Origin of the sequence: Pseudomonas morbosilactucae, from assembly GCF_023241665.1 — a bacterium.
GTDB classification, from domain to species: domain Bacteria; phylum Pseudomonadota; class Gammaproteobacteria; order Pseudomonadales; family Pseudomonadaceae; genus Aquipseudomonas; species Aquipseudomonas morbosilactucae.
The window spans coordinates 90,524-112,320 of the sequence record NZ_JALQCX010000009.1 but is presented as its reverse complement, the minus strand read 5'-3'; the positions used below and the strand labels follow the sequence as shown (position 1 = coordinate 112,320).

At 64.7% G+C, this 21,797-nt stretch carries 19 protein-coding genes; 5 read left to right on the top strand and 14 right to left on the bottom strand.

Translation table 11 applies throughout. The features are described from left to right. Positions 1 to 7 precede the first annotated feature (7 nt). On the top strand, positions 8 to 697 hold the full coding sequence (locus tag M1B35_RS05540) for a phospholipase D-like domain-containing protein (protein ID WP_123336825.1): 690 nt from the start codon (positions 8 to 10) through the stop codon (positions 695 to 697). Here the strand turns inward: M1B35_RS05540 and M1B35_RS05535 are convergent. Then, entirely contained in the window at positions 694 to 2,424 is a 1,731-nt protein-coding gene (locus tag M1B35_RS05535) for a tetratricopeptide repeat protein (RefSeq protein WP_268261428.1), read from the bottom strand. The genes M1B35_RS05540 and M1B35_RS05535 overlap by 4 nt on opposite strands. Before the next feature lie 219 nt (positions 2,425 to 2,643). On the opposite strand from M1B35_RS05535, the gene M1B35_RS05530 reads away from it, so the two are divergent. From M1B35_RS05530 to M1B35_RS05520, 3 genes are all read left to right on the top strand, one after another. Then, complete coding sequence (locus M1B35_RS05530) at positions 2,644 to 3,186, top strand: YaeQ family protein (RefSeq protein ID WP_123336821.1); 543 nt, start codon at positions 2,644 to 2,646, stop codon at positions 3,184 to 3,186. 60 nt (positions 3,187 to 3,246) lie between these two features. Further along, on the top strand, positions 3,247 to 4,956 hold the full coding sequence (gene recJ / locus M1B35_RS05525) for a single-stranded-DNA-specific exonuclease RecJ (protein ID WP_268261427.1): 1,710 nt from the start codon (positions 3,247 to 3,249) through the stop codon (positions 4,954 to 4,956). Positions 4,957 to 5,241: 285 nt separating this feature from the next. Further along, complete coding sequence (locus M1B35_RS05520; protein ID WP_123336818.1) at positions 5,242 to 6,348, top strand: NADH:flavin oxidoreductase/NADH oxidase; 1,107 nt, start codon at positions 5,242 to 5,244, stop codon at positions 6,346 to 6,348. Between the two features lie 80 nt (positions 6,349 to 6,428). Here M1B35_RS05520 and M1B35_RS05515 read toward each other — a convergent pair whose 3' ends face one another. The 13 genes from M1B35_RS05515 to M1B35_RS05455 form a co-directional block, all read right to left on the bottom strand. Beyond that, positions 6,429 to 8,048, bottom strand: coding sequence for a glucan biosynthesis protein D (locus tag M1B35_RS05515; protein WP_268261426.1), 1,620 nt, complete (start codon positions 8,046 to 8,048; stop codon positions 6,429 to 6,431). A gap of 194 nt (positions 8,049 to 8,242) precedes the next feature. Next, positions 8,243 to 9,235 carry an SEL1-like repeat protein gene (locus M1B35_RS05510; RefSeq protein WP_268261425.1) on the bottom strand — a complete coding sequence of 331 codons (993 nt, stop codon included), beginning with the start codon at positions 9,233 to 9,235 and terminating at the stop codon, positions 8,243 to 8,245. 33 nt (positions 9,236 to 9,268) lie between these two features. After that, positions 9,269 to 9,718, bottom strand: a complete 450-nt coding sequence (locus tag M1B35_RS05505) for a hypothetical protein (RefSeq protein WP_268261424.1) — start codon at positions 9,716 to 9,718, stop codon at positions 9,269 to 9,271. Then, entirely contained in the window at positions 9,711 to 10,154 is a 444-nt protein-coding gene (locus M1B35_RS05500; RefSeq protein ID WP_268261423.1) for a hypothetical protein, read from the bottom strand. Before M1B35_RS05500 ends, M1B35_RS05505 begins: the two co-directional genes overlap by 8 nt. Beyond that, on the bottom strand, positions 10,151 to 10,555 hold the full coding sequence (locus M1B35_RS05495; RefSeq protein WP_268261422.1) for a hypothetical protein: 405 nt from the start codon (positions 10,553 to 10,555) through the stop codon (positions 10,151 to 10,153). The genes M1B35_RS05500 and M1B35_RS05495 overlap by 4 nt, the downstream gene beginning before the upstream one ends. Positions 10,556 to 10,821: 266 nt before the next feature. Further along, positions 10,822 to 12,306 carry an APC family permease gene (locus tag M1B35_RS05490; RefSeq protein WP_268261421.1) on the bottom strand — a complete coding sequence of 495 codons (1,485 nt, stop codon included), beginning with the start codon at positions 12,304 to 12,306 and terminating at the stop codon, positions 10,822 to 10,824. Between the two features lie 124 nt (positions 12,307 to 12,430). Continuing rightward, positions 12,431 to 13,855: a gamma-aminobutyraldehyde dehydrogenase gene (locus M1B35_RS05485; RefSeq protein WP_123337509.1), complete on the bottom strand. Its 1,425-nt coding sequence runs from the start codon at positions 13,853 to 13,855 to the stop codon at positions 12,431 to 12,433. Between the two features lie 81 nt (positions 13,856 to 13,936). Next, a complete protein-coding gene (locus M1B35_RS05480; RefSeq protein WP_123336802.1) occupies positions 13,937 to 14,764 on the bottom strand; it encodes an ABC transporter permease in 828 nt (275 codons plus the stop codon). Then, positions 14,754 to 15,701 carry an ABC transporter permease gene (locus M1B35_RS05475; protein ID WP_123336800.1) on the bottom strand — a complete coding sequence of 316 codons (948 nt, stop codon included), beginning with the start codon at positions 15,699 to 15,701 and terminating at the stop codon, positions 14,754 to 14,756. The genes M1B35_RS05480 and M1B35_RS05475 overlap by 11 nt, the downstream gene beginning before the upstream one ends. Position 15,702: 1 nt before the next feature. Further along, positions 15,703 to 16,740, bottom strand: coding sequence for an ABC transporter ATP-binding protein (locus tag M1B35_RS05470; protein ID WP_268261420.1), 1,038 nt, complete (start codon positions 16,738 to 16,740; stop codon positions 15,703 to 15,705). 175 nt (positions 16,741 to 16,915) lie between these two features. Continuing rightward, complete coding sequence (ydcS, locus tag M1B35_RS05465; protein WP_268261419.1) at positions 16,916 to 18,067, bottom strand: putative ABC transporter substrate-binding protein YdcS; 1,152 nt, start codon at positions 18,065 to 18,067, stop codon at positions 16,916 to 16,918. A gap of 140 nt (positions 18,068 to 18,207) precedes the next feature. Then, the gene (locus M1B35_RS05460; protein WP_123336795.1) at positions 18,208 to 19,665 is read right to left on the bottom strand and encodes a gamma-aminobutyraldehyde dehydrogenase; all 1,458 of its coding nucleotides are present in this window, start codon (positions 19,663 to 19,665) and stop codon (positions 18,208 to 18,210) included. 135 nt (positions 19,666 to 19,800) lie between these two features. Beyond that, positions 19,801 to 20,715, bottom strand: coding sequence for a LysR family transcriptional regulator (locus M1B35_RS05455; RefSeq protein ID WP_268261418.1), 915 nt, complete (start codon positions 20,713 to 20,715; stop codon positions 19,801 to 19,803). A gap of 193 nt (positions 20,716 to 20,908) precedes the next feature. On the opposite strand from M1B35_RS05455, the gene M1B35_RS05450 reads away from it, so the two are divergent. Next, a complete protein-coding gene (locus tag M1B35_RS05450; RefSeq protein ID WP_268261417.1) occupies positions 20,909 to 21,631 on the top strand; it encodes a tellurite resistance TerB family protein in 723 nt (240 codons plus the stop codon). Positions 21,632 to 21,797 lie beyond the last annotated feature (166 nt).

Sequence of the window (21,797 nt, the reverse complement as noted above, 5' to 3'; positions counted from 1 at the left end):
TCACGACATGGATTTTGCCAACCTGGACCAGCAGCTGCGCGACAGCCTGCTGGACCTCAAGCTGAGCAACGACGAGCGAGACGAACTGCGCCAACTGGGCAGCGAACTGAGTGCCGATCAGGTGCGTTACTTGCGTAATCGCTCCTTCGACCTGGTGCGCGAGCTGAGCCTGGCGGACAGCGCCAATGTGCTGCCGGCCCTGAAATGGCTGGAGCAGGTGATCAAGACCCTGGACGTCAGTGCGGCCCCGGTGCGGGACATGGCCAGCGCCCACTTCAGCCCCGGCGAAGACTGTCGGCGCAAGATCCGCGACCTGTGTCGTCAGGCCCGCCTTTCGGTGGACATCTGCGTGTTCACCATTTCCGACGATCAACTGAGCGACGAGATCCGCGCTTGCCACAAGCGCGGGGTGGCGGTACGGGTGATCAGCGACAGTGAAAAGCAGTTCGATATCGGCAGCGATATTGCAGCGCTGCGCGAGGCCGGCGTGCCGGTGCGGATCGACGACACGCCGTTCCATATGCACCACAAGTTCGCCGTGTTCGATGGCCGCACCTTGCTCAACGGCAGCTTCAACTGGACCCGCAGCGCCACCACCGGCAACGAGGAAAACCTGCTGGTGATCGACCACCCGCAACTGGTGGCCAGCTACCTCAAAGAGTTCAACGAACTCTGGAACCGCTACGTGCCCCGTTAAGCCTGGGAGGCGTAACGCGAGCGCCAGGCCAGGCCGCTGGTAAAGCGTTCCATCAGTTGCGCCTGCAGTTCAGTGGCCCGCTCGGGGGAGCGCTTGTGCAGTTCCTCCAGCGCCTGGTGCAGGCGTGACAGGAGTTTTTTCTCACTGAGCAAGGTGCTCAGGTTCAGGGCGTTGATGGCCTGGGCGAAACGCTGATGCTCGATGTGGTGCAGCAGCAGATCTTCTTCCAGTGAATGGCTGCCGGCGTCCTGGGCGTTGAGCCGGTCCTGCAGGGCTTGGGCCTGCTCCACCTCATCGAGGTGCAGGTAGCTTTCGGCGATGTTTTCCAGGTACAGGGTCTTGTCGTCTTCATCGACGTCCGGGGCGTTCTCCAGCAGTTCCAGGGCCTGTTCCAGCAAGGTCCGACCCTGGGCAGTCTGGCCCAGGTTGTGCAACAGCCTGGCGTGCTCGCACAGGTACAGCAGCTGCATTTCGCTCTCTTGTTGCTGGCGCAGGCTGTGCATTTCCTCAAGGCTGGTACGCACCAGCCAGCTGTCCCGGCGGTGGGCCGGCAGGCGGCTTTGCCCCTGCAACTGGGTATGCAGGGCCTGCAAGCGCAAGCCGCTCCAGAACTCGTGGTCATCGCGCAGGCCGTCGATCTGTTGCAGGGCCTTGGCCAGCAAGGCTTCGGTCCACTGCGGCTGCGCCGCGTGGTGCTCGTCACAGAGGTAGAGCATCATCCCCGGGCGCTGGGACGCTTCGCTTTCCCGGGCCAGCAACAAGGCCTCGGCTTCTGCGGTCCGGCCTTGTTCAACGTGATGCTTCAGCAGCCTCAGCAGCAGTCTGTTCTGCTCGCTCGCCGGGGCAACGTCCAGCAGGCGCAGCGCGGCATCGACTTGGTGTCGGGCCAGGGCTGAATCCATCAGCTCGCCGTAGGTCAAGTAGGAGTGGGCATCGCCGATTTGCGCCAGCAGGCTGAACGCCGAGTCCAACTGGCCGGCACTGAACAAGGCGGCCGCCGCCTGCTCTTGCTCTTCTACCGGCAGTTGCGCGGCCCGGGTGAGGATCAGCTCGAACTGCCCTTGGTCGGCGTAGGCATCGAAGAGCCTGCGCAGTGTGCTCAGGCGATGGCTCTCGTCAGAGGCCTGGAACGTCGACCAGGCCTGCTCGACGCTGGCCAGTGCGGCGTCCTGCAGCCCGGCCTGATATTGCAGGCGTGCCAGGATCAGCAGGTTGTCGATGCTCTGGCGCTCCTGGGCCGACGGGTGTTGCGGGTCGCCCAGTTCGCCCAGCAGCGCCACGGCCTGGTCCTGTTCGCCGCGAGCCTGGAGGATTCGCACTTGCAGCAGAGGCCAGGTGGGCAGGGACTCGCCGCAGCGGTCCAGCAGTTCCAGGCAGGCCTGGGTGTCGTCACTGTCGAGCAGCGACTCGATCAGGGTATTGAGGATGTACTCCTGGGCGTGGGGCGGCAGCCCGGCCCTGATTTCCAGGGCCTGGCGCTTGTGCCCGGCGAGGTAGAGTTCGGCCGCCACCAATTGCAGGGCCAGCTCCTGGGCATTGCCGGTCATGCGCTGTGCCAGTTGCAGCGCCAGCAGCGGCTCGGCCTTGCTCAGCATCATCGCCTGATTGATCTGGGCATTGAGGTCGTGAAGCGACACCGGGCTAGGGGCGTTGAGCTTGCGGCGGGTGTACAGAATCAGCGCGATAGCAATCAGCGCAATGACAATGAGGGTGACAACGATGGCCATGGAGGTCCTTTCCTGTGGGTCTGCGGGACTCGCGCGGTGTGCGCCAGCCTGCGTGCGGCGCGGTTATAAAACGGTGGGCGCAGGCTGGCAACCGTCTTTACCCAGGCAATGCGTTTCAACGGATGTCGCCCAGGGGCCGAGCGGGCGGTCAGCGGTCGGGCAGGGCACGGGGTTTCGGGTTAGACTTGCGACCTTTTCGCACAACCAAGAAGCCCACACATGGCCCAGCCGTCCACCACGTATAAATTTGAACTGAACCTGACTGACCTTGACCGTGGCGTTTACGAAAGCGTCAAGCAAACCATCGCCCGTCACCCTTCGGAAACCGAAGAGCGCATGACCGTGCGTTTGCTGGCCTATGCCTTTTGGTACAACGAACAGCTGTCGTTTGGTCGCGGCCTGTCGGACGTGGATGAGCCGGCCCTGTGGGAAAAGAGCCTGGACGATCGCGTGCTGCACTGGATCGAAGTCGGCCAGCCGGATGCCGATCGCCTGACCTGGTGCTCGCGCCGCACCGAACGCACCAGCCTGCTGGCCTACGGTAGCCTGCGTGTGTGGCAGACCCGTGTGCTGGACACGGTGAAGAACCTGAAAAACGTCAACGTCGCCGGCGTGCCCCAGGACGTGCTGGAAACCCTGGCCAAGGACATGCCCCGCGTCATCAAGTGGGACGTGATGATCAGCGAAGGCACGATCTTCGTCACCGACGACCGTGGCCAGCACGAAGTCCAGCTGGAATGGCTTATGGGCGAGCGCGGTTGATACTCGCCGCCAATTGCCCCGATTGATTCCCCGTTACTGAAGAGAAGCCCCACGAGCCCCATGCGTATCGAACCCCGTGAGTTGCCTGCCGTCCTGCCGTTTCTGGGTGATCTGCCACCGCTGTTGACCCGTCTGTATGCCGCCCGTGGCGTGCAGTCCGAGGCGGAGCTGGACAAGAGCCTGGCGCGGTTGATCCCTTATCAGCAGCTCAAGGGCATCGACGCCGCGGTGGACCTGCTGGTGACCGCCCTGGATCAGCGCCAGCGCATCCTCATTGTCGGTGACTTCGACGCCGACGGCGCCACCGCCAGCACCGTGGGCCTGTTGGGCTTGCGCTTGCTGGGGGCGGCCCATGTGGATTACCTGGTGCCCAACCGCTTCGAGTACGGCTACGGCCTGACCCCGGAAATTGTCGCCGTGGCCCTGCAACGCGAGCCGCAGTTGCTGGTCACCGTGGACAACGGCATTTCCAGCGTGGAAGGCGTGGCGGCTGCCAAGGCCGCAGGCCTGAAAGTGCTGGTCACCGACCACCACTTGCCGGGCCATGCGTTGCCGGCGGCGGACGCCATCGTCAACCCCAACCAGCCGGGCTGCGAATTCCCGAGCAAGGCGTTGGCCGGGGTCGGGGTGATCTTCTACGTGCTCATGGCCTTGCGTGCGCGCCTGCGCAGTCTGGGTCGCTATGACAGCCAGCCGCAGCCGAACATCGGCGAATTGCTGGACCTGGTGGCCCTGGGCAGCGTGGCCGACGTGGTGCCCTTGGATGCCAACAACCGCATCCTGGTGCATCAGGGCCTGGAGCGGATTCGCGCTGGGCGTGCGCGCCCCGGGTTGAAGGCGATTCTCGAAGTGGCCAAGCGCGACCCTTCGCGCATCACCTCCACTGACCTGGGGTTTATCCTCGGCCCGCGTTTGAATGCGGCCGGCCGCCTGGACGACATGAGCCTGGGCATCGAATGCCTGCTGACCAGCGACGTGGCGGCGGCGCGGCAAATGGCCGGCCAGCTGGACGAACTGAACCAGGACCGTAAATCCATCGAGCAAGGCATGCAGCGCGAGGCCTTGGCCCAGCTCAAGGACCTGCCCGTGGAGTCGATGCCGTTCGGCCTGTGCCTGTTCGACGCCGACTGGCACCAAGGGGTGATCGGGATTCTCGCCTCGCGCCTGAAAGAGCGTTACCACCGGCCGACCATCGCATTTGCCGATGCCGGCGACGGCATGCTCAAGGGCTCGGCGCGTTCGGTGCCGGGGTTCCATATCCGTGATGCCCTGGATGCAGTAGCGGCCAAGCACCCGGATTTGATCAGCAAGTTTGGCGGCCACGCCATGGCCGCCGGCCTGTCCTTGCCCGAACAGAACTTCCCGGCATTCGCCGAGGCCTTTGACGCCGAAGTCCGGCGCCAACTGCAAGAGGAAGACCTCACCGGGCGCCTGCTGTCGGACGGCACCCTGGCGGTGGAAGAGTTCCACCTGGAACTGGCCCGCGCCCTGCGCCACGCCGGTCCCTGGGGCCAGCATTTCCCTGAACCGATGTTCCACGGCGTGTTCCAGTTGGTGGAGCAGCGCATCGTCGGCGAGCGCCACTTGAAGGTGGTGCTGCGCAGCGAGTGCGGGTCCCTGAAACTCGACGGCATCGCCTTTGGCATCGACCGCGAAGTCTGGCCCAACCCGACCATTCGCTGGGTGGAACTGGCCTACAAACTCGACCTCAACGAATTCCGTGGCCAGGAAACCGTGCAACTGATGATTGCCCATATCGAACCGCGCTAACGTCCGTCGGGCATCCCCACCTGTCACTCTCGTGCCCATGCTCTGCGTGGGCATGCCGCGTCTGGCGCTCGGCGTCATTTGAGGGCGGTTATCACTCCGTCAGTCCAAGAGGCGAGCAAACTTGCCGCTGGAGGCTGACCTTTCGACTAGTCTCTAAACACTGTCTGATTGGCCTTGTGACCTTTTGTCATTCTTCTACCCGCGGGGGCGGGCGTTCTCTTCGCTGTCACTTGTCGACCCTTCAAACAGCACCCTGGAGCCTGACCATTGATCGAGAGGTGCCCCATGAGTCTGTTGCTTGAACCCTATACCCTGCGTCAACTGACCCTGCTCAACCGCATTGCCGTGTCGCCCATGTGCCAATACTCCAGCGTCGATGGCCTGGCCAACGACTGGCACCTGGTGCACTTGGGCAGCCGTGCGGTGGGCGGTGCCGGGTTGATTTTCACCGAAGCCACGGCGGTCACCGCCGACGGACGCATCACCGCCCAGGACCTGGGCCTGTGGAGCGACGAACACATCGAACCCTTGCAACGCATCACCCGTTTTATCAGCGCCCAGGGCGCGGTAGCGGGGATCCAGCTGGCCCACGCCGGGCGCAAGGCCAGCACCCATCGGCCCTGGATCGGCAAGCACGGCAGCGTCAAGCCCGAAGACGGCGGTTGGGTGCCGGTGGGGCCTTCACGGATTGCCTTCGACCCTCAGCACACCCCGCCTACGCCGTTGGATGAAGGGCAGATCGGCGAGATCATCCAGGCCTTTGTCGACGCGGCCAAACGGGCCCTGGTGGCCGGCTTCAAGGTGGTGGAGGTGCACGCCGCCCACGGTTACCTGTTGCACCAGTTCCTGTCGCCCATCAGCAACCAGCGCCAGGACCAGTACGGCGGTTCGTTTGAAAATCGCATCCGCCTGGTGCTGCAAGTGACCGCGGCGGTGCGTGAGGTCTGGCCCGAGGAGTTGCCGCTGTTTGTGCGGGTTTCGGCCACCGATTGGGTGGAAGACGGCTGGAACCCGGATGAAACCGTGGAACTGGCGTTGCGCCTGAAAGATTTGGGGGTGGACCTGATCGATGTGTCCTCCGGCGGCACGGCGGCCAACGCCGAGATTCCGACGGGGCCGGGGTATCAGACACGTTTTGCCGAGCGGGTGCGTAAGGAGGCGGGGATCGCCACCGGCACCGTGGGTCTGATCACTGAGCCGGCCCAGGCGGAGCACATTCTGCGCACCTGCCAGGCAGACATCATCCTTCTGGCCCGGGAGCTGCTGCGTGACCCTTACTGGCCGCTGCATGCCGACGACGACCTGGGCGGGCGCAAAGCCATCTGGCCGGCGCAGTACCAGCGCGCCACCCACCGCGACCAGCCGATTCATGAGTCGGATGTGCGCGATTAGGCCTGTTGGGCATAAAAAAACCGGTCCCAATGGACCGGTTTTTTTGTCGGCGGCTTCAGGGCGCCATCGCTGTCAGCGGATCACGGGTATTTGCGTTTGTCCGGTGCGGGCGGGAAGTACTGGTAGAGCCAGGTTTCGCTCAGGGTACGGTCCTGGGTGCGGATAAACAGGCGCATTTCCACCGGGTCCACGCTGTCGTTGGTCGGGTACCAGTCGAAGAGAATGCGGAAGCCCTTGATGGGGTCCAGAGGCAGCACATGGATGTCCTTGATCTGGCCGTTGGAGGCGCTGATCACGGGTTCGATCCCGGTGCCGGCCGGCAGCCGGTCGAGGCCGCCACCGTTGAAATCCACCGCGAAGCGCCGCGCCCAGACCGGCGGGTAGTGCTCCCCCGGGGCCCAGCCTTCGACAAAGCCGCCCATGCCCGAACGGGTGGCATTGACCCGTGCCAGGGGCGTGCTCACCGGTGGCAGGGCGCTCCAATAGAGCTTGTAGCCGTAGTTCAGCGAGTCGCCGGCGGCCACGGGCTTTTTCGGGGTCCAGAAGGCCACGATGTTGTCCATGGTTTCCCCGGTGGTGGGGATTTCCAGCAGGTCGATGGAGCCTTCGCCCCACGCGGTGGTGGGCTCGACCCACAGGCTTGGGCGTTTGCTGTACCAGTCCACGGTGTCCTGGTAGTTGGCGAACTCGTGGTCGGTCTGCACCAGGCCAAAGCCTTTCGGGTTGGTGTCGGCGAAGGCGTTGAATTGCAGGGTGGCCGGGTTGTTCAGCGGGCGGCAGATCCACTCGCCGTTGCCGCGCCACATGGCCAGGCGGTCGGAGTCGTGGATCTGCGGGTGGATGGTGTCGCACATGCGCCGTTCGTGGTTGCCGCAGCTGAACATGCTGGTCATCGGGGCAATGCCCAGTTGTTCGATGGCGGTGCGGGCGTTGACGTGGGCGTCGATGTCCATCACCACGCGCTCGGCCTGGCAGTCGATATCAAAGCGGTAGGCACCGGTGGCACTCGGCGAGTCGAGCAGGGCGTAGACCACGAAGCGGGTGCTGTTCTTGTCCGGGGTCTCGAACCAGAACTGGGTGAAGTCGGGGAACTCTTCACGCTTCTTGGCGTAGGTGTCGATCGCCAGGCCCCGTGCCGACAGGCCGTATTGGCCGGTGGCGTCCACGGCGCGGAAGTAGCTGGCGCCGAGGAAGGACACCACGTCGTGCTTGTCCAGCTCCGGGGCCTTGAACAGTTTGAAACCGGCAAAGCCCAGGTCGCCCTTGAGCTGGGCCGTGTCGACGCTGGTGTTCTGGTAGTTGAACAGCGGCGGCCGGAAGTGCACTTCCCGGGCCTGGCGGGTCTTGGGGTCGACGCTGTGCATGCGCACCGGCTGCTTGAAGCCCATGCCGACATGGAAGAACTGCACGTCCAACTGGCCGTTGAGTTCGTTCCACAGCGAGTGCTTGGCGTCGTACTGGATGGCGTTGAAATTCTGCGGCGTCATGGTCGCCAGGGTCGGCGGCAGTACCTGCTTGGTGTCGATATAACGGCTGCTGGCCAACTGCTTGGCCTGGGCCTTGAGGCCCTCGAAATCGAAGGTTTTCGCCAGGCCGTCAGCGGCGCCGGCCCAGGCGCGGGCTGCCAGCAGGCCGCTGGCCGAGAGACCGGTGTAGGCCGCGAGGGCCATGGAGGCTTTCAGTAGATTCCTGCGGTGCATGGGTGAACCTTATGGCTGGGATCCCGGAGCCCTTCCTGGCTGCGCACGGGGTCGCGAATTGAGGTTCGGTCATGCCTTCGGCCAAACGCAATGGACTGTTATCAGAGGGCAAAGAGGATAAACGGTTCGCCGACGGCAAAAAATCTCCAGGATGTGTCCATTGGTAAATAAATCCCCGCGCCGGTTCGCCAGCCTCAGAGGCAGTGGGTTCCGGGCGACGGGGTCAGCCCTTGCTTGGCGTAGTAGGCCAGGGTGTGCAGCACCTCGTCGTCGCCTTTGTCGGCGGCCAGTTGGTAGCAGGCCAGGGCCCGAGGCTGGTCTTTCGCGCCCCAGGTGCCGTCGGCGTAGGCGCTGCCGAGCACCGAATACACCTGCCCCGAATCGAAGCGCTTGGCGGCCTGTTGCAAGGTGCTTTCGGCCTTGCCCGGGTCTTTGCAGGGCTCGTCGGACACGTCGTCACCGCCGTGGCAGTAGAAACCCGACAGCAGCATCGCGGCATCGGCATTGACCTCGGCGTAGGTCGAAGTCAGTTGCTCGATCTGCGCCGGGGGCACGGCCGGAGACATGCCCGAATAGCCGAGTACCACTGCCCGTACTGCACCTTCGGCCGAGCCCTGGGCGGCGGCGTCGAGGTCGATGCGTTGGGCCAGCTCGAAGAAATAAGGGGTTAGCAGGTACTGTTCCCGCGCGCCAAAGCCTTCGTACAGCGAGCCCTTGCGTAGCTTGCGTTGCAGCGCGGTTTCGTTGGCCGGCGCGCGCTCATTGAGCATCGACTCCACCGACCACTGTTCGATACGGGCCAGGTTCCAGCAGCTGTTCTGCTTGAACACAAAGGCCTGTAGCACATCCCCCAATTGATCGTGGACCACCAGGGTCTGCTCATCGACCCAGAAGCTTTGCAGGCCGGCCCGGGCCTGTGCCTGGGGATCCAGCAGCGCCAGGGCACCCTCCGGCAGGGCCGACAGTTTTTGCCGCACGGTCACGCTGCGGCCGCGGTCATCGTAGGCCGGGCGCTGCTCGACCAAGGGTGAGGCGCTGAAGGCGGTCTGCAACTCGGGGTTTGTGGCGAAGGCCTGGACAAAGCTTTTCAGGTCTGAGGAGGGGCAAGCGGGCTCGGCGGCCTGGGCCCCGGCACTGAAGGCCAGGCTCAACAGGCTCAGGCGCAGGGCGTGGTGGAATCTGGACATAGGGCTATCCGTGGCGAAAGGGGGCAAAAGGGGTCATTGGCTGTCCGGGTCGCAATACAGCACCGAGCCGCTGGGGTTCTGTCGGTCGGCCATCAAGCGGGGCTGGTGGATGCCGTCACCGTCGAAGCCTGGGCCAAGGCGGGTGCGCACGCTGGCCACATCGTCCTTGAAGTACAGGGCATGCACCGAGAACGGCCCGCGGTAGGGAATCGCCACGGCAAGCACCGTCAGCCCGTGGAAGCGCTCGTCGACGCAGTAGCGTGCCACTTCGTCGACGTCGCAAGGCAGCAGTTGGCGTTCCACGAAGTAGTCGCCGCTGGGTTGTTGATCGACGGGGTTGAGGTACACCTGATCGACACGGCAGGTGGCCAGGTCAGCGAACTGCTGCTCCAGGCTCGTCGCCAGGCTAGGGCCGCACGTGCCCAGCGTGCCCAGCAGGGTCAGGTATTTCAGCGTTGCCGTTACGCGCGTGCCATTAGCCATGGGTCACCTCCTTGGGGCTGAACAACCGGTGCAACCGCTGCGCCAGCCCGATCGCCAGTAATGGCAGGATCCCGGTCAGGCTGCAGTACACCAGGCCGCGAATGGGGTTGTTGGGGAAAAACATCCAGGCACTGGCGAGCACCGGCAGCAGGACCAGGCCCAGCTTGAGCTTGAGGTTGGGCACCAGGGCGGCCACGCCGTTGACCAGGATAAACAGAATAAACAGGTAGTAACTGCCCAGCCCCAGGGCGATGCCGCGGGAGATCGAGCCGAACAGGTGGCGGTAGATCGGCACGCCGAACAGGTGCGCCAGGTAAAACAGCGCCACCGCCAGGCCGTGGGCCAGCAAGGCAGTCAGCACGCGGATCAGTGCGTCGTGGGGGCGGCCGGGGGCTGCACTGGCGGCGTGTTGGCCCGGTGATGTGTCACGGGTCATGGCGCGCTGGCTCGGTTGGACCTGTGGCTCAGTCGCTGGTGCATCCAGCGCGACAGGTAGATCGCCGCCAGGGGCAGCAGGGCGACCTCGGCGGTGTAGACCCAACCGCGAATCGGGTGTTGGGGGAACAGCACGTAAGCCGTCAGCAGCACCAATGGCAGGGTCAGAAACAGTTTGACCTTGAACACCGGGACGATGGCGATCACCAGGTTGACGGCGATAAACAGGCCGAACAGCGTGCGGATCAGCATGCCCATGCCGAATGCCTTGCGGATGGCGCCGAACCACTGCTCGTACAGCGGTACGCCATACAGATCGATCAGCAAGAAGGCCACCGCGGCCAGGCTGTGGGCGAGGATCGCGGTGGCCAGGCGGATCAGCTCGTCGTACTTGTGCGTCATGGCCGGGCGCTCCGCACGGAGCACTGCCCGTCACGGGCGGATAACAGGGGGGAGGGCATGGGCGCGTCCTTGCTGCCTGAGGTGTGTTCAGTGGCCCGGTTCCAGAGGTCGGGCAGGTTCAGGCGGCGGATAGTGCCGTAACCGCGAGGGCGAATCCAGAGCGGGGCGTGCAGGTTTTTCAGCACCGGGGCGGGTGAGCCAGGGGCGCCTGCGCCGGGGCACCTCAAGGGCGCCCCGGCGTCAGGTGCTTGCCGGGGCGCCGAACCTCAGCGGCGGATGGTCCAGGCATCGCCCGCCGGGGCGCTGCCGTGGTCATACGGCTTGGCCAGCCACATGTACAACAGCCCCAGGCCGATGACGATGGCGGTGCTCAGGACCATGGCGTAGTTGCTGTACCAGGCCGCGTCCGGGGTCCGTGGCCAGGCCATGTTGATAATCGCGCCGACGCCATACACCAGCGCTCCCAGGTTCACCGGCCAGCCCCACGCACCGAGGGTGAACTTGCCGCTGGGCTTCCAGCCTTTGGCGCGGGCGTAGAGCGCCGCGAGGACGATCATCTGAAACGCCAGGTAGATGCCGATGGCGGCAAAGCTGACGATGGTCGCCACCGCGTCCTGGAGGAAAAAGCCCAGGGCGATGATCAGGGCCGGCAACACGCCGGAGACGAACAGCGCCGCCACCGGCACCTGGGTGGTGGGGGAGAGGCGCTTGAGCAAGGCGCTGCCGATGACCATTTCGTCCCGGGCGTAGGAGTACAACAGGCGACTGGCGGCCGCTTGCAGGCTGATGACGCACGAGATGAAGGAAATCATCACCACGCCCATCACCAGTTTCGAGCCGAAGCTGCCAAAGGCGTTGTTGAGGATGGTGGTCACCGGGTCCTTGTCGGTGCCGTCGATCACCGCCTGCATGTCCGGTACGGCAAGGATCAGCGCCAGGCAGGCAAACATCGCCGCGATGCCACCGATGTAGATGGTCATGCGCATGGCCACCGGAATCTTCTGGCTGGGGTTGGGGGTTTCTTCGGCCACATCGCCGCAGGCCTCGAAACCGTAGTAGAGAAACATGCCCGCCAGGGACGCGGTGAGAAAGGCTGGCAGGTAGGAGCCGTCTACCCGGATATCGAAGGTGTTGAACAGCACGCCGATGGATTGATGGCGCTCGAAGATCAGCAAGTACACGCCAACGATCACCGCGCCCACCAGTTCGCAGAGGAAGCCGAACATGGCGATGCGTGCCAGGGTCTTGGTGCCGCTGAGGTTGACCAGGGTGGCGAACAGGGTCAGCACCAGGGCGATGACAATGTTGGTGTTGTTGTTCGGCTCAAAACCCAGCATCGCGGCCAGGTAGGGGCCGGCGCCCACCGCCACGGCGGCGATGGTCACGCACAGGGCAATGGAATAGATCCAGCCCACCATCCATGCCCAGCGCTTGCCCACCAGGCGTCGAGCCCAGGGATAGACACCGCCGGAAATCGGGAACTGCGAGACCACCTCGCCGAAGATCAGGCACACCAGCATCTGCCCGCAACCCACCAGCAGGTAGGCCCAGAACATGGGCGGGCCACCGGCGGCCAGGCACAGGCCGAACAGGGTGTAGACCCCGACCACCGGGGACAGGTAAGTGAAGCCCAGGGCGAAGTTTTCCCACAGGCTCATGCTGCGGTTGAAGTTCGAGCTGTAGCCCAGTTGGCGGAGCTGTTCGGCATCGCTGTCGGCGACGCCTGGGGTGAGATCGGGTGCTGCACTCATGGCGGAGTTCTCCGGGAAATCGGCAGATTTCGGATGGCCGACACCGTGGCTGGGCCTTGGCGGCCCAACCCGGATCGGTGGTTATTGTTGTGGTGTTGCCAGCGCCGGTGGACCGGCGAAGGGGTCAGTGCTTGAACATCACATGGCGCACGCTGGTGTAGTCCTCCAGCCCATACATGGACATGTCTTTGCCGTAGCCGGAAAGTTTCTGCCCGCCGTGGGGCATTTCGCTGACCAGCATGAAGTGTGTGTTGACCCAGGTGCAGCCGTATTGCAGGCGCGCGGCCAGGCGATGGGCGCGGCCGACATCGGCAGTCCACACCGAGGAGGCCAGGCCGTAGTCCGAATCGTTGGCCCAGCCCAGTACCTGGGCTTCATCGGTGAACGGGGTGACCGACACCACCGGGCCGAACACTTCGCGGCGCACGATCTCGTCGTCCTGCTGAGCATCGGCCAGCACCGTTGGCTCAAAGAAGAAGCCGTCGCCCGGCACCGCCTTGCCGCCGGTGACCAGGCGGATATGGGGCTGGGCGATGGCCCGTTCGACAAAACCGGCCACGCGGTCGCGGTGCTGGGCGGTGATCAGCGGGCCCAGCTCGGTGGCCGGGTCGTCCTGCAGGCCGTACTGGATGCTGCTGACCGCGGCGCCGAGTTTCTCGACGAAGCGTTCGTAGATGCCGGCTTGGGCATAGATGCGGCAGGCGGCGGTGCAGTCCTGCCCGGCGTTGTAGAAACCGAAGGTGCGGATGCCCTCCACGGCGGCGTCGATGTCGGCGTCGTCGAAAATGATCACCGGCGCCTTGCCCCCCAGTTCCATGTGCATGCGCTTCACGCTGTCGGCGGTGCTGGAAATGATGTGCGAGCCGGTGGCGATGGAGCCGGTCAGGGACACCATGCGCACCTTGGGATGGGTCACCAGCGGCGCGCCGACTGTCGGGCCACGGCCGAACACCAGGTTGAGCACGCCGGCAGGGAAGATCCCGGCGGCCAGTTCGGCCAGGCGCAGGGCGGTCAGCGGGGTTTGCTCCGAAGGCTTGAGCACCACGGTGTTGCCGGCGGCCAGGGCCGGGGCAATTTTCCAGGCGACCATCATCAATGGGTAGTTCCACGGCGCGATAGAGGCGATCACCCCCACCGGGTCGCGGCGGATCATCGAGGTGTGGCCCGGCAGGTATTCGCCCCCGGCCGAACCGCTCATGCAGCGGCTGGCGCCGGCGAAGAAGCGGAACACATCGGCAATCGCCGGGATTTCATCGTTGAGGGCGGCGCTCAGGGGCTTGCCGCAGTTGTCCGATTCCAGCTTGGCCAGCTCGGCGCCGTGGCTTTCGATGGCGTCGGCGAGTTTCAACAGCAGCAGGGCGCGGTCTTTCGGCGGGGTTTGGGACCAGCTGTCGAAAGCGCTGTCGGCGGCGCGTACAGCGGCGTCCACCTGGGCTTCGCTGGCTTCGTTGATTTCCACCAGGACCTGGCCCAGGGACGGGTTGAGCACTGCCTGGGCCGGGCCTTCGCCGGCAACCAGTTGGCCATTGATCAGCAACTTGGTTTGCATGGTCATCTCCTCTCTTGATGCGATCGGTAGGAGCCGGCGTCGAAGACGCATGGCCGGCCAGCCGGCTCCTGGAAGGTTGGGTTATTTGCCGCCGCTGCCGGCGACGCTTTCGCCGCCACGGGTCAGGTAATAGGCGCCGAGGATCGGCAGCATGGTCACCAGCATCACCAGCATGGCCACCACGTTGGTCACCGGTACGTCCCGCGGCCGGCTGAGCTGGTTGAGCAGCCACAGCGGCAGGGTGCGTTCATGGCCGGCGGTGAAGGTGGTGACGATGATTTCGTCGAACGACAAGGCGAACGCCAGCATGCCGCCGGCCAGCAGGGCCGAGCCGAGGTTGGGCAGGACGATGTAGCGGAAGGTCTGCCAGCCGTCGGCGCCCAGGTCCATGGACGCCTCGATCAGACTGTGGGAGGTGCGCCGCAGCCGGGCGATCACGTTGTTGTAGACGATCACCACGCAGAAGGTGGCGTGGCCGACGATGATGGTGAACATCCCAGGCTCGATGCCCAGGGTCTTGAAAGTCGCCAGCAGGGCGATGCCGGTGATGATCCCGGGCAGGGCAATGGGCAGGATCAGCATCAGCGAGATGCCCTGTTTGCCGAAGAACTCCCGGCGGTACAGCGCCGCCGAGGCCAGGGTGCCGAGGACCATGGCGATCAGGGTGGCGATGGCGGCGATCTGCGCCGACAGCTTGATGGCTTCCAGCACGTCGGGCCGGGAGAAGGCCACGCTGATCCACTTCAGGGTGAAACCCTGGGGCGGAAAGCTGAACGCCGCGTCTTCGGTGTTGAAGGCGTAGAGGAAGATGATGAGGATCGGGAAGTGCAGGAACACCAACCCGCCCCAGGCCGCGACCCGCAGGCCGAGGGAGGCTTTGTCGCCATGCTGTGTCGAGTTAGAGCGCATCGAAGGCCCCCAGGCGTTTGACGATGGACAGGTAAATGGCGATCAGCACGATGGGCACCAGGGTGAAGGCGGCGGCCATGGGCATGTTGCCGATCGCCCCTTGCTGGGCGTAGACCATGCTGCCGATGAAGTAGCCGGGCGGGCCCACCAGTTGCGGGACGATGAAGTCCCCCAGGGTCAGGGAGAAGGTGAAGATCGAGCCGGCGGCGATCCCCGGGATCGACAGCGGCAGGATCACTTGCATAAAGGTCTGGCGCGGCGTGGCCCCCAGGTCCGCCGAGGCCTGGAGCAGGGACGGCGGCAGGCGTTCCAGGGCCGCCTGGATCGGCAGGATCATGAACGGCAGCCAGATGTAGACGAACACCAGGAAGCGCCCCAGGTGCGAGGTCGACAAGGTGCTGCCACCCACCCCGGGAATGCCCAGGATCAGTTGCAGCAGCGGTTCCAGCCCCAGGTGCTGGACGAACCACTGGGCCACGCCGCCCTTGGCCAGCAGCAGGGTCCAGGCATAGGCCTTGACGATGTAGCTGGCCCACATTGGCATCATCACCGCGATGTAGAAAAACGCCTTGGTCTTGCCGCTGGTGTAGCGCGCCATGTAGTAGGCGATGGGGAAGGCCAGCACCGCGCTGGCGATGGACACCGCCACGGCCATGCCCAGGGTGCGCAGGATGATGTCGAAGTTGGCCGGTTGGAACAGCGCGGCGAAGTTGCCCAGGGTCAGGTCCGGGGTGACCGCCATGGTGAAGTCGTCGAAGGTGTAGAAGCCTTGCCACAGCAGGGCCAGCAAGGAGCCCAGGTAGATCGCGCCAAACCAGATCAGCGGCGGCACCAGCAACAGCGCCAGGTACAGGTTGGGGCGGCGGTACAGCAGGTTGGCGAAGCGCCGCAGCGTTGAGCTGTCGGCCTTGCCTTGAGTCAGGGGCAGGCTGTTCATGTCAGGCCCCGCTCGCCAGGGTGTCGCTCAGCGGCGTCATGGCTTCCCGGGCCCAGCGCACGTTCAGGCGCTCGCCGATCGGGTGCTGGGCGCCGTTGTCCTGCCACTGGTTATTGGCCTGGCTGAGGTTCAGGGTCTGGCCGTTGTCCAGCTTCAGCTCGTAGCGAGTGGCGCTGCCTTGGTACTGGATGTCGTGCAGCAAGCCGCTGACTTCCACCTCATTGCTGGCCAGCGGTCCGGTGGCGAAACGCACCTGTTCCGGGCGAATGGAGAACGGCTGCGGGCTGCCGCCCAGTTGCTGGGCCAGGTCGCCACGGATCACGTTGGAGGTGCCGACGAACTCGGCGACGAAGGTGGTGGCGGGCCTCATGTAGAGGTTGCGCGGGGTGTCCACCTGCTCGATGCGGCCCTTGTTGAACACCGCCACCCGGTCGGACATGGACAGGGCTTCGGTCTGGTCGTGGGTGACGAAGATAAAGGTGATGCCCAGTTGGCGCTGGAGCTTTTTCAGCTCGCCCTGCATTTGCTCGCGCAGCTTGAGGTCGAGGGCGCCCAGGGGTTCGTCCAGCAGCAACACACGTGGGCGGTTGACCAGGGCCCGGGCCAGGGCCACGCGCTGGCGCTGACCGCCGGAAAGCTGCACCGGCTTGCGCTCGCCGTAACCGGCCAGGGCCACCATGGCCAGGGCTTCTTCGGCCCGTTCCAGGCGTTCGGCCTTGGCCACGCCTTTGACTTTCAGGCCGTAGGCCACGTTGTCGCGCACGTTCATGTGGGGGAACAGGGCGTAGTCCTGAAACACCGTATTGACGTCGCGCTGGTAGGGCGGTAGCCCGGCGGCTTCGGCACCGTGGATGCGGATCGAGCCTTCGCTGGGCTGTTCGAAGCCGGCGATCAGGCGCAGGCAGGTGGTCTTGCCCGAGCCGGAAGGGCCGAGCATGGAAAAGAACTCGCCGTCCTGGATATCGATGGACACCCGGTCTACGGCCTTGACCTCGCCGAACTGGCGGGAAACGTGGGTGAACTGGACTGCAAGGGTCATGGTGCGGTGCTCCGAAAGGGCAGGGCCTATCGCAGGCGGTGCCTGAAACGCTGAAATGAATGATCGGTCCCGCGCTCTGCGTGGGCAGGCCTCAGCGGACGCCAGGCGCCGGCTGAGGTCGGTGGGGCATCACGAACCGCGTTCCCAGGTGCCGGTGGGAACGCGCGAAGGTGTACTAGCGGCCGCCCATGATCGCGATGTAGTCCTGGGTCCAGCGGCTGTAAGGGACGAACTTGCCGCCCTCGGCCTGCGGGGTTTTCCAGAAGGCGATCTTCTCGAACTGGTCGAAACCGTTGGTCTTGCACCCTTCGGCCCCCAGCAACTCGCTGCCGGTGCAGGCCGCCGGGACCGCGGGCAACGAACCGAACCAGGCCGCCACATCGCCCTGGACCTTGGGTTGCAGCGACCAGTCCATCCACTTGTAGGCGCAGTTCGGGTGCTTGGCCTCGGCGTGCAACATGGTGGTATCGGCCCAGCCGGTCACGCCTTCCTTGGGAATGGTCGAGGCCACGGGCTGCTTGTCGGCCTGCAGGCCGTTGACCATGTAGCCCCAGGTGCTGGAGGCGGCCACGCCTTCGTTCTTGAAGTCGCTCATCTGCACCGTTGCGTCGTGCCAGTAACGGTGGATCAGCGGCTGCTGGGCGCGCAACAGGTCGAGCACGGCCTTGTACTGCGCTTCGGTCAGTTCGTAGGGGTTCTTGATCCCCAGTTCAGGCTGTTTGGCCTTGAGGTACAGCGCCGCGTCGGCGATGTAGATCGGCCCGTCGTAGGCCTGGACCCGGCCCTTGTTGGGCTTGCCGTCCGGCAGGTTCTGCGCCTCGAAGACCACGCCCCAGCTGGTGGGCGCCTCTTTGAACACGTTGGTGTTGTACATCAGCACGTTGGGGCCCCACTGGTAGGGCGTGCCGTACACCTGTTTGTTGACCACGTACCAAGGCCCGTCCTTGAGCCGCGGGTCGATGCTTTTCCAGTTGGGGATCAGGTCGGTGTTGATCGGCTGCACGCGCTTGCCGACGATCAGCCGCAGCGACGCGTCGCCGGACGCGGTGACCAGGTCGTAGCCACCCTTGGCCATCAGGCTGACCATTTCGTCGGACGTGGCGGCGGTCTTGACGTTGACCTTGCACCCGGTTTCCTTCTCGAAGCCGGTGACCCAGTCGTAACTCTTGTCGCTCTCGCCGCGTTCGATGTAGCCGGGCCAGGCGACGATATCCAACTGGCCTTCACCCGCGCCCACGGCTTTCAACGGTTCGGCGGCCTGCAGGCTGGCGCTGGCCAGCAGGGCGGTGGTAAGAGCACTGAGCATTGCAGTCTTGTGCGCGGACATCGGGGTTCCCTCTACTTTAATTATGGTCGGGGCAGTTGGAGCAAAAGCGGTGTGGCTAGTTGTTATTGGGGCGAGCTGCACGTTGCAAGCGGCAAGCTTCAAGGCGGTACGGCCGTTCCTTGTAGCTTGCAGCTTAGCGCTCAAAACGCCGCGCCATGGCGCGCCATCACATGCCTCACCACGCTGTAATCCTGCAGTGAGTCGCTGGACAGGTCTTTGCCGTAGCCGGAGCGTTTCAGGCCGCCGTGGGGCATTTCACTGGCGAGCATGAAATGGCTGTTGATCCAGGTGCAGCCGTATTGCAGGCGCGCGGCCACTTGCATGGCCTTGTCCAGGTTCTGGGTCCAGACCGAGGAGGCCAGGCCGTATTCCGAGTCGTTGGCCCAGTCCACCGCCTGCTCCAATTCGTCGAAGCGGGTCACGGTGACCACGGGGCCAAAGACTTCGCGCTGGACGATTTCATCGTTCTGTCGGCAGCCGGCGAGCAGGGTCGGCTGGTAATAAAAGCCGGCGCCGGAATGCACGGCGGCGCCGGTGATGCGTTCGATATGGGGCTGGCCCAAGGCGCGTTCGACAAAGCTGGCCACGCGGTCGCGCTGGCGGGTGCTGATCAGCGGGCCGATCTCGTTGTCGCTGTCGCGCTTGCTGGCAAAGCGCAAGCTGCTGACCGCTGCGCCCAGTTCCGCCACCAGGCGATCGTGAATGCCCGCCTGGGCATAGACCCGGCAGGCGGCGGTGCAGTCCTGGCCGGCGTTGTAGTAACCGTAGCTGCGTACGCCGTCGATCACCGCTTCAAGGTCGGCGTCGTTGCAGACGATCACCGGGGCCTTGCCGCCCAGTTCCAGGTGGGTGCGCTTCAAGGTCTTGGCGGCGGCCTGGAGGATTTTCTGCCCAGTGACGATGTCCCCGGTCAGGGACACCATGCGCACTTTCGGGTGGCTGACCAAATGGCTGCCCACACCTTCGCCCCCGCCGCAGAGAATATTGATCACTCCGCGGGGCAGCAGTTGGGCGAGGGTCGGCGCCAGGGCCAGGATCGACAGGGGGGTGTGTTCCGAGGGTTTGAACACCAGGGTGTTGCCGGCGGCCAGGGCCGGGGCGATCTTCCACGCCGCCATCATGATCGGGTAGTTCCAGGGCGCGATGGAGGCGACCACGCCGATCGGGTCGCGGCGCACCATGCTGGTATAGCCCGGCAGGTATTCGCCGGCCAATTGCCCGGTCTGGCAGCGCACGGCGCCGGCGAAGAAGCGGAACACATCGACCGTGGCGTTCAAGTCGTCCTGACGGGCCAGGTGCAGGGGTTTGCCGCAGTTCAAGGATTCCAGGCGCGCCAGCTGGTCGGCCTGTTTTTCCACGGCGTCGGCGATGGCCAGGAGGATGTTCGAACGTTGTTGCGGCGTGGTCCGCGACCAGCCGGCAAAGGCCCGGTGGGCGGCGAGGATCGCGCTTTCCACTTGCTCGGTGCTGGCCTCGGCGATCTGCGTCAAGACTTCGCCAGTGGCCGGGTTGAGGATGGGTTCGACCGCGCCCTGGCCAGCGACCAGTTCACCATCGATCAACAGCGCAGTGAACAAAGGGGGGTGGGCGCCGGCCATTGTGCGGGTTCTCTTTGCGGATGGGGCCATGGGGGTTCCCTGGGCTGGGGACCGGGCCTGCTCTATCAGGAATGCACAGAGACTAGTAGCGCGGCCGGTGGTCGACAAATACTAAATACTGAATGGGGCGTTCGATTAAATAGATAGCTTGCGCCCACCGTGGGGCTGCTCCCGGGCCACGGTGAGGAATGGGTCCACCAGGGCGGGGCGCGCGGTGCCGCGACGCCAGGCCAGGCCAACATCCAGGGTCTGGCTCAGGTCCGCCAGGGGCCGTGCTTCAATGATGTCGCCTTCCAGGGACCAGGGGCGGTAGGTCATGTCCGGCTGGATCGATACCCCGAGGCCCGCCGCCACCAGGCTACGCACCGCTTCGGTGGACGCCGTGCGCAGGGTGATGCGTGGCTGCAGGCCGGTGCCGGTCCACATGCGCTGGGCGTTGCGGTCCATTTCATCGACGTTGAGCTGGATCAGCGGTTCGCGTGCCACATCCGCCAGGTTGATGCTGTCGTGTTCCAGCAGCGGGTGCTGGGCCGGCAGCCACAGGCGATGGGGCGAATGGGTCAGGACTTCGGTTTGCAGGGCGTGGCGGTCTTCCAGGTTGGACACAATCAGCACCCCGACGTCGATCTCGCCACTGACCAGCAAGTGCTCGATGTAGGGGCGCTCATCCTCCATCACGCGGATTTCCACATTGGGGTAGGCGCGTTGGAAGCGCGTCAGCAGGTCGGCCAGGTAATAACCGGCCACCAGGCTGGTCACACCGATGATCAACTGCCCGGCCACCTGGTCGGTGCTCTGCTGCAGGCTGCGCTTGGCGTTGTCCACGGTGGCCAGGATCAGGTGCGCCTGGCGCAGGAACTGGTGACCCTGGTGGGTCAGGGTCATGCCCTTGGCGTGGCGGTTGAACAGGGTCACGCCAATTTCCTGCTCCAGTTGCTGGATGGCCAGGGTCAGGGTGGATTGGGAAATGAACACCGCCTGGGCGGCGGCCGAGATCGAGCCGGTCTCGGCCACGGCGATGAAGTGACGGATCTGGCGCAGGGTCATCATGGGGGGCGGGTACCGGGCGTTTTTATCGATTTTTCGCAGTGTATATCTTTTTAATCGAGGGGCTGCCCGAGGGCTTTTCAGCCGCGCTGGGCCAAGCAACATTCAGAAGCACTCTGCCGCAAAGGAGCACGGCACTTCCCTTTAGGCTGGTGGCCTTATTTATCCGCGCGACACGATTTTCTGGAGGCTAGCGATGAACACCCGTGGATTGCTCGATCAATTGCTCAAATCCGGCCAGCAATTGCTGCAGGACAAGGCGGCAGGCAGCCAGCATAAGAAGCCGGCGCAAGGCGGGCTGGGCAGTCTGCTCGGTGGCCAAGGCTCCGGTGGCCTGGGCAGCCTGCTTTCCGGGGCGGGCGGCGGGGCCCTGGCCGCCGGGGCCATGGGCCTGTTGCTGGGTAACAAAAAGGCCCGCAGCTTTGGCGGCAAGGCCCTGACCTACGGCGGCCTCGCGGCCCTCGGGGTGCTGGCCTACAAAGCCTACGGCAACTGGCAGGCGCAGCAGGGCAAGGCACCGGCTCACGAGCCGCAAACCATCGACCGCCTGCCGCCGCAGCAGGCCGAGCAGCACAGCCAGGGCATCCTCAAGGCTCTGGTGGCGGCGGCCAAGGCCGACGGCCATGTGGACGAGCGTGAGCGCGCACTGATCGAAGGCGAGTTCACTCGCCTGGACAATGACCAGGAGCTGCAACGCTGGCTGCATGATGAACTCAACAAACCCCTGGACCCGGTGGAAGTGGCCCGGGCCGCCAGCACTCCGGAAATGGCTGCCGAGATGTACATCGCCAGCGTGATGCTGGTGGATGAAGAGAACTTCATGGAAAAGTCCTACCTGGACGAACTGGCCCGCCAGCTCAAGCTGGAGCCCGGGCTGAAGCTGGAACTGGAGCGTCAGGTGCGCCAAGCCTCGGTGTAACAGGCTGCGTGATACACACCACGCGTCGGGAGTCCCCCGGCGCCGTTTTTTTTTCGCGGCCGGTATGCCAGCGGTATTTGCCGAAACAGCGCTGGCAAATGGCTATTAATTTGGCGGAGAGTAGCCAGCCAGAGCGGATTGCCGCTTTGCGCCGACTGCGACCGGG

Excerpts from the sequence above, each read along its gene's own strand:
- M1B35_RS05540 (WP_123336825.1), top strand. The coding sequence starts at position 8 with ATGGATTTTGCCAACCTGGACCAGCAGCTGCGCGACAGCCTGCTGGAC.
- M1B35_RS05535 (WP_268261428.1), bottom strand. The coding sequence starts at position 2,424 with ATGGCCATCGTTGTCACCCTCATTGTCATTGCGCTGATTGCTATCGCG.
- M1B35_RS05530 (WP_123336821.1), top strand. The coding sequence starts at position 2,644 with ATGGCCCAGCCGTCCACCACGTATAAATTTGAACTGAACCTGACTGAC.
- recJ (WP_268261427.1), top strand. The coding sequence starts at position 3,247 with ATGCGTATCGAACCCCGTGAGTTGCCTGCCGTCCTGCCGTTTCTGGGT.
- M1B35_RS05520 (WP_123336818.1), top strand. The coding sequence starts at position 5,242 with ATGAGTCTGTTGCTTGAACCCTATACCCTGCGTCAACTGACCCTGCTC.
- M1B35_RS05515 (WP_268261426.1), bottom strand. The coding sequence starts at position 8,048 with ATGCACCGCAGGAATCTACTGAAAGCCTCCATGGCCCTCGCGGCCTAC.
- M1B35_RS05510 (WP_268261425.1), bottom strand. The coding sequence starts at position 9,235 with ATGTCCAGATTCCACCACGCCCTGCGCCTGAGCCTGTTGAGCCTGGCC.
- M1B35_RS05505 (WP_268261424.1), bottom strand. The coding sequence starts at position 9,718 with ATGGCTAATGGCACGCGCGTAACGGCAACGCTGAAATACCTGACCCTG.
- M1B35_RS05500 (WP_268261423.1), bottom strand. The coding sequence starts at position 10,154 with ATGACCCGTGACACATCACCGGGCCAACACGCCGCCAGTGCAGCCCCC.
- M1B35_RS05495 (WP_268261422.1), bottom strand. The coding sequence starts at position 10,555 with ATGACGCACAAGTACGACGAGCTGATCCGCCTGGCCACCGCGATCCTC.
- M1B35_RS05490 (WP_268261421.1), bottom strand. The coding sequence starts at position 12,306 with ATGAGTGCAGCACCCGATCTCACCCCAGGCGTCGCCGACAGCGATGCC.
- M1B35_RS05485 (WP_123337509.1), bottom strand. The coding sequence starts at position 13,855 with ATGCAAACCAAGTTGCTGATCAATGGCCAACTGGTTGCCGGCGAAGGC.
- M1B35_RS05480 (WP_123336802.1), bottom strand. The coding sequence starts at position 14,764 with ATGCGCTCTAACTCGACACAGCATGGCGACAAAGCCTCCCTCGGCCTG.
- M1B35_RS05475 (WP_123336800.1), bottom strand. The coding sequence starts at position 15,701 with ATGAACAGCCTGCCCCTGACTCAAGGCAAGGCCGACAGCTCAACGCTG.
- M1B35_RS05470 (WP_268261420.1), bottom strand. The coding sequence starts at position 16,740 with ATGACCCTTGCAGTCCAGTTCACCCACGTTTCCCGCCAGTTCGGCGAG.
- ydcS (WP_268261419.1), bottom strand. The coding sequence starts at position 18,067 with ATGTCCGCGCACAAGACTGCAATGCTCAGTGCTCTTACCACCGCCCTG.
- M1B35_RS05460 (WP_123336795.1), bottom strand. The coding sequence starts at position 19,665 with ATGGCCGGCGCCCACCCCCCTTTGTTCACTGCGCTGTTGATCGATGGT.
- M1B35_RS05455 (WP_268261418.1), bottom strand. The coding sequence starts at position 20,715 with ATGATGACCCTGCGCCAGATCCGTCACTTCATCGCCGTGGCCGAGACC.
- M1B35_RS05450 (WP_268261417.1), top strand. The coding sequence starts at position 20,909 with ATGAACACCCGTGGATTGCTCGATCAATTGCTCAAATCCGGCCAGCAA.